This is a genomic window from Sphingomonas faeni, from assembly GCF_040407565.1.
GTDB classification, from domain to species: domain Bacteria; phylum Pseudomonadota; class Alphaproteobacteria; order Sphingomonadales; family Sphingomonadaceae; genus Sphingomonas; species Sphingomonas faeni_F.
In genome coordinates this window covers 1,002,743-1,008,742 of the sequence record NZ_JAPZPR010000001.1, presented here as the reverse complement: position 1 = coordinate 1,008,742, position 6,000 = coordinate 1,002,743, and the positions used below count along the sequence as shown (strand labels likewise).

The 6,000-nt window shown below is 62.9% G+C and carries 6 protein-coding genes; 4 read left to right on the top strand and 2 right to left on the bottom strand.

Going from position 1 to position 6,000, the window contains the following annotated elements:
- Together O6Y00_RS04410 and O6Y00_RS04405 are read right to left on the bottom strand one after the other, a co-directional pair.
- Positions 1–328 (bottom strand): hypothetical protein (locus O6Y00_RS04410; RefSeq protein WP_353441370.1); only part of this gene is annotated, 328 nt, incomplete at its 3' end.
- Between the two features lie 14 nt (positions 329–342).
- Positions 343–945, bottom strand: coding sequence for a helix-turn-helix domain-containing protein (locus tag O6Y00_RS04405; RefSeq protein WP_353441369.1), 603 nt, complete (start codon positions 943–945; stop codon positions 343–345).
- Positions 946–1,042: 97 nt separating this feature from the next.
- On the opposite strand from O6Y00_RS04405, the gene O6Y00_RS04400 reads away from it, so the two are divergent.
- The 4 genes from O6Y00_RS04400 (at position 1,043) to O6Y00_RS04385 (ending at position 5,965) form a co-directional block, all read left to right on the top strand.
- Positions 1,043–2,287: a S41 family peptidase gene (locus O6Y00_RS04400; protein WP_353441368.1), complete on the top strand. Its 1,245-nt coding sequence runs from the start codon at positions 1,043–1,045 to the stop codon at positions 2,285–2,287.
- 916 nt (positions 2,288–3,203) lie between these two features.
- A complete protein-coding gene (locus O6Y00_RS04395; protein WP_353441408.1) occupies positions 3,204–4,295 on the top strand; it encodes a fumarylacetoacetate hydrolase family protein in 1,092 nt (363 codons plus the stop codon).
- Between the two features lie 4 nt (positions 4,296–4,299).
- A complete protein-coding gene (locus O6Y00_RS04390) occupies positions 4,300–5,085 on the top strand; it encodes an SDR family NAD(P)-dependent oxidoreductase (protein ID WP_353441367.1) in 786 nt (261 codons plus the stop codon).
- Between the two features lies 1 nt (position 5,086).
- Entirely contained in the window at positions 5,087–5,965 is an 879-nt protein-coding gene (locus tag O6Y00_RS04385; RefSeq protein WP_353441407.1) for an SMP-30/gluconolactonase/LRE family protein, read from the top strand.
- Positions 5,966–6,000 lie beyond the last annotated feature (35 nt).

The window sequence follows — 6,000 nt, the reverse complement described above, 5'->3', positions numbered from 1 at the left end:
CTGGTTCTTCGATCATGATATCCGCACCGTCGATCACGTCGCACCCAGCTTTGATAACTGGATTATGCAGTTTTGCGACGTACGACCGTCGCCCGGAGATGGCACCGGGAGCGTCCGCTAATGGGCGTAATAAGCGGAATAAGCGGAATGGGAAGGAAAGCGGGACGGCGGCTTGCGCGAAGCCGGGTAGCAATAGCCGACATTTCGGAACTTTAGCTTTCGCAGACGAGGATCGGAAAACGGGAATGCGTACGCCTTCCCAAATACGACGATTGTACCACAGCTCAGAAGGAATACGGATGGTCCAAGGCAACTGATCGCTCTTCACCGGTGTCCGGAATTCTACGCCGTTCGCGGTGCGCGCCTTTTGGGTCGCGCTTCGGTCGGCGCAAGCACGAAGGCGAGACTTACCAAATGCTTCCTCCCATCAGCCTTTGGCTGGCTGGTCAGTTCACCAAGGCGGCCGAGAAGGGCGTTGACCTCCTCAACATCTGCGGCTGCGAGCCATCCCTTGTTGCGAGAAGCCCAAAGCGTTCGTGCCGGACCGGCAACCACAGTATCACTCTGCTCAAGAGCAGCCTGAAAGTCCCGATCGGCAATCTGCAATAATCCATGGGCGAAAGCGCGCAGCTCCACAGCGTTTCCGTTCGGACCAAGGTCATAGGAAAGTCGCAGCGGGCCGTGACCACCGCCCGCCAGCCGGAATCGACGCTCCGTACCGTCGCTCGGCAGCTCCTCAACCAGTCCCCCCGCCGTGAGCGCCCGCAGATGATAATAGAGACCATCGGCTGGTCGCCCGAGCTGATCCGCCAAGCTCGCGACACCCGCCTCGCCACCGAGCGCGGCGAGCGTATCAACCATCTCCTGTCGCACACCGGAGCTGAGGAGCCGCACCTGCGCCCGATCGCGGATTGCCCGCGGATCTTCACCTTCACACACTGGCATAGACTCCTGTTGAAAGATGCCGTATATATTTCAACAGGACGTCCCAGGGAAGAGGCTTTGGCGGCGGTTTTGAACTGGAACGACGGTGGCATTGCATATGGAAACGCTCCTCTCGGCCGCCTTGATGGCTCTTGCCTCGTTCGGCACAGCACCAGCACAGACGATCGCTCCGGGGGCATTACAAGACGACCTCCGCTTCGCACTCGATACGATCGAACGTCAGCACCCCGACCTTGCCCACTCGGTCACGAAGGCGACCCTCGAACGCGAGGCTGACAAGGTACGAGCGCAGCTCGATCATCCGATGGATCAGGCGGAAGCCTGGGCGAAACTGGCTCAACTCAATCCCGTTCTCGCTGACGGTCATCTGTTCATCGGCCTCCCCGACTGGCGGGGCCAGGGCGCGGAAGCGGTACGGCAGGGTACGGGCTTCTTCCCATTTGAGGTGGCGATTGATGCCAAGGATCATCCGGTCATCGTCTCGATGCTCGGAGGTCGATCGACGCCGCTCGCGGGTCGCCGTATCCTGCGGATCGACGGGCATGATGCGCGCGACGTCGCTCGTTCGCTGCTCGTACGGACCCACGGCGACACGCCGGCCTTTCGTAGAGCCCTGCTCGCACAACGCTGGTGGCTGTTTCATGCCAAGCTATATGGTACACCTGCAGACTACGATCTCGTGCTTAGCGGCTCAAACAAGCGCTTCACGGTCGGGGCCGAACACACGCTGCCAGCGATCCTCCAGCGGGATGCCAGCTTCGATCGCCTGTTTGCGTGCCGCATAGATACGGACAAATCGGCGCGTCTAAAGGTCGCATCGTTCGTGTGGGAGGACAAGGCCCGCTACCTCCAGTTCACCCACGATTGCTTCGCGCGAATCAAGGCTGCCTCAGTTAATCGCCTCGTAATCGACGTCAGCGCCAACGGCGGGGGTAACGACGACATGTGGAAGGACGGCATCCTGCGGTATGTAGCGACGCGACCGTACAAGCAGGGTTCTACCTATCTGAAGCGTGAGGCGAGTGGGGCGGTGATCGCAGGCGCGATCGAAACCGCAACCCAGCCAGTGGCGGACGAACCGCTTCGCTTCACGGGGAAGCTAACGGTGGAAATCGGTCCGCTCACCTATTCGTCCGCTGTGCTCTTCGCCAACGTGGTGCGAGATTACCGCTTTGGGGTACTGGCGGGGGTCGGTGGCGCCGCACGCACTCAGCAATCAGGCGGCGTGCGAAGCGTCACGCTTCCGAACACGGGCCTGATCCTTTCCTATCCCCGCTTCGTACTCGATCCTCCTGCTGGCAGCGCCGCTCCAAAGCTCCTGCAACCAACCACGGTAATTTGACAGTAAGGCGATGCCATTTCCTTCAAACGAACCCATAGCGGGACAATCGCCAAGGCCACCGCGTCAACGGGCGTCCGCTTTCTAGCGGCTGGATTTCTCGCCAAAGCGTCTAAGTTTTCGCGATTCCAGCCGTCCGATAGCGACCACATCCGTTTCCCATTTCAGCCCCGTAATCGGTTAGCCATTGACCGCGGGGCGCCGCAGAACTCCGTCGCCATTGCAGTGCAGGTTAGACAACGCATGGCTTTGATTTTACAGTATTGTTAAAGGCCCCCGGGCGCGCCAACCAGCATCCGAGTGGACACCCCAAGCCCACCATGCTGACCGGCGTGAGATTGGATTTAGCGGCGCCCAGCTTCATGGCCCGGAGCGTAATAATGCGTAACTCGGGTTGTGCTGTCAGACGTTACAGGACTCTTCGACTATGCGGCTCGCGACGATCCTGCCCGCGCGTCCCGTCATCCTCGCGAGGCACAAATTCCCGTCAATCGCGGTGGTGGAATCATCAGCGTCCGCAGCGCACGATGCTTTGCGACATTTCGTCCACGCTCGTGCGCGCACGTCCAACAGCCATCATATTCCATGATACCGGTACCAAAATCCTATTGCCCTCGAGGTACGGTGTGGGCCGTCTTGCCATCCAATGCCCGCTGCACTTCTCACCCCTCACGATGCGGATATCAGCCGATCTCGCCGATCCAATCATCAGATAATTGTCGTGCAAATCCTAAACGCGCTAGTAAGAACGGCAATCGCAGCGCTGCGAACGATGCGCGAGAGGACTTGACGCATTCGCCGTTCGGCATACGGTAACGCTAACAAATCTGGAGGGGATATCATCTTGGAGATCGCATTCGCATCGGCGGGGGCTCTGCCCGCCGATTGGGAACGAGCAACGTTGCTCGGCAGGATCGACATGGGCGACGGACCAACTCCCGTCATCGTTCGCAGCGGCCGCGTTCATGACATGTCCCGTGTCGCACCGACCGTCGCCGACCTGATCGCCCAGGGTGCGTTCGATACCGCTGCCGGCACCGATCTCGGCCGTCTCGACGATCTGGCGCTGTCGCCCGCCGCCGCTGCGAAGGCACGCCTGCTCAGTCCTATCGACCTGCAATGCGTCAAGGCCTCGGGCGTTACCTTCGCGGTGTCCGCGCTAGAGCGCGTGATCGAGGAACGCGCGCGTGGTGACGCGACGGCCGCGGCAGCGGTCCGCGGACGCCTTGAGGAGCGCGTCGGTGGCAGCATCCGTTCGGTCGTCCCCGGATCGCCCGAAGCGGCCGCGCTCAAGGGGGCGCTGATCGAAGACGGCATGTGGTCGCAGTATCTCGAGGTCGCGATCGGCCCGGACGCGGAGATCTTCACCAAGGGGCCGACGCTCTCGACGATCGGCTGGGGTGGCGAGGTCGGTATTCGCTCCGACTCGACCTGGAACAATCCCGAGCCCGAAGTCGTGCTGATCGTCGATCGGACCGGGAAGACGGTAGGCGCAGCGTTGGGCAACGACGTCAATCTGCGTGACTTCGAGGGGCGTTCGGCGTTGCTGCTCGGCAAGGCCAAGGACAATAACGCGTCCTGCTCGATCGGCCCGTTCATCCGCCTGTTCGATGAGACGTTCGGCATGGACGACGTCCGAGCTGCGCAGATCGCGCTGACGATCGAAGGCGCCGACGGCTACCGCCTCGATGGCAGCAGTTCGATGGACCAGATCAGCCGAGACCCCGAGGACCTCGTCCGCCAGGCGATGAGCGAGCACCAATATCCCGACGGCTTCGTCTTATTCCTCGGCACGCTGTTCGCACCGACGCAGGATCGCGACGAGCCCGGCCGCGGCTTCACCCACGCGGTCGGCGACGTCGTCACGATCTCCAACCCGAAGCTCGGCGCACTCGTCAATCCGGTCACGACATCGAAGGACGCGGCGCCATGGGACTACGGAATCAGCGATCTCATGCGCAATCTCGCGGGCCGCGGCCTGCTCGCGCAAACCAAGAACCAGGGAGCGTAAGCCCGTGTTGCAGACGACCGAAACAGCCGCTCAGACGGCCATCTATCCAAGCCTGAAGGGAAAACGCGTCCTGATCACCGGTGGGGCATCGGGTATCGGCGCCGGGCTGGTCGAGGCGTTCGCCCGCCAGGGGGCGCACGTCGCGTTCGTCGACATGGCCGAGGATGCCGCGCATGCGCTGATCGAAACGCTGACGCCCAAAGTCGCGACCGCGCCGATCTTCCTGCCCCTCGACTTGCGCGACATCGACGCACTGAAGACGACCGTCGCCACGATCGAAGACCGGCTCGGCGGGATCGACATCCTCGTCAACAACGCCGCGAACGACGATCGCCACACAATCGAGGAGATCACGCCCGCCTATTGGGACGAGCGGATGGCGACCAATCTGCGCCACCTGTTCTTTGCAGCCCAAGCCGTCGTCCCGGCGATGAAGCGCGCCGGCGGCGGCGTAATCCTCAATTTCGGCTCGATCTCTTGGCATCTCGCCCTACCCGAACTGCTGATCTACCAGACCGCCAAGGCCGGCATCGAAGGCATGACGCGCGCTATGGCCCGAGACCTGGGTGGAGACGGCATCCGCGTGAACACGATCGTCCCCGGCAACGTCGAGACGCCGCGGCAACTCAAATGGTACACACCCGAGGGCGAGGCCGAGATCATCGCCGCGCAGTGCATCAAGACCCGCGTCCAGCCCGCCGACGTCGCCGCGCTCGTGCTGTTCCTCGCATCGGACGATGCGCGGATGTGCACCGGCCATGATTATTTCGTCGATGCAGGCTGGCGCTGAGATGGTGACAGAGACACTTGCCGAGAGCATCTGCGACGTTGGCGCGACGCTCGGTGAAGGCCCGATCTGGGTGGAGCGCGACGCCGCGCTGTGGTTCGTGGATATCAAGGCGCCGAGCGTGTACCGCTTCGATCCCGAGACCGGCACGCTCGACAGCTGGGACGCACCCGACCAGGTCGGCTGGGTGATTCCTGCCGACGATGGCAGCTTCCTTGCCGGCGTTCGCGGCGGCCTTCACCGCTTCGACCCCGCGACCGGCGCGTTCGAGCATCTTGTCGCCGTCCACCCCGAAACCCCCGGCAACCGTCTGAACGACGCCGCGCGCGATCCCATGGGCCGCGTCTGGTTCGGCACGATGGACAATGCCGAATTCGACCGGACCGGGCATGTCTATCACTGGCACGAGGGTGCGCTGACCAAGACGGACGTGCCCCCCGTCGCGATCACCAACGGGCCAGCGATTTCGCCCGACGGCCGTACGCTTTATACGGTCGACACGCTCGGCAAGACGATCACCGCCCATCCCGTCCATGCCGACGGCAGTCTCGGCGATAGTCGCGTGTTCCTGACGGTCGGTCCCGACGATGGTCATCCCGACGGCGCGATCTGCGATTCCGAAGGCGGCGTCTGGGTCGGGTTCTTCGGGGGCTGGTCCGCACGGCGCTACGCCCCGGATGGCAGCCTGACCGATATCGTCCGCTTCCCGGTCGCGAACATCACCAAGATCGCGCTCGGCGGCAGCGACGGCCGTACCGCCTACGCGACGACCGCCGCCAAGGGACTCGACGACGTCGCTCGCGCCGCGCAGCCGCTTGCCGGCAATCTGTTCACCTTCCGCGTCGCGATCCCCGGCGTGCCCGTCGAACCCGTCACCCTTTAAATATGAACGATGCCGACAGAGCATCGTCCCGGAGA

Bases quoted from the DNA above. Each gene is read 5' to 3' on its own strand.
- O6Y00_RS04405 (WP_353441369.1), bottom strand. From the start codon at position 945: ATGCCAGTGTGTGAAGGTGAAGATCCGCGGGCAATCCGCGATCGGGCG.
- O6Y00_RS04400 (WP_353441368.1), top strand. From the start codon at position 1,043: ATGGAAACGCTCCTCTCGGCCGCCTTGATGGCTCTTGCCTCGTTCGGC.
- O6Y00_RS04395 (WP_353441408.1), top strand. From the start codon at position 3,204: ATGGGCGACGGACCAACTCCCGTCATCGTTCGCAGCGGCCGCGTTCAT.
- O6Y00_RS04385 (WP_353441407.1), top strand. From the start codon at position 5,087: ATGGTGACAGAGACACTTGCCGAGAGCATCTGCGACGTTGGCGCGACG.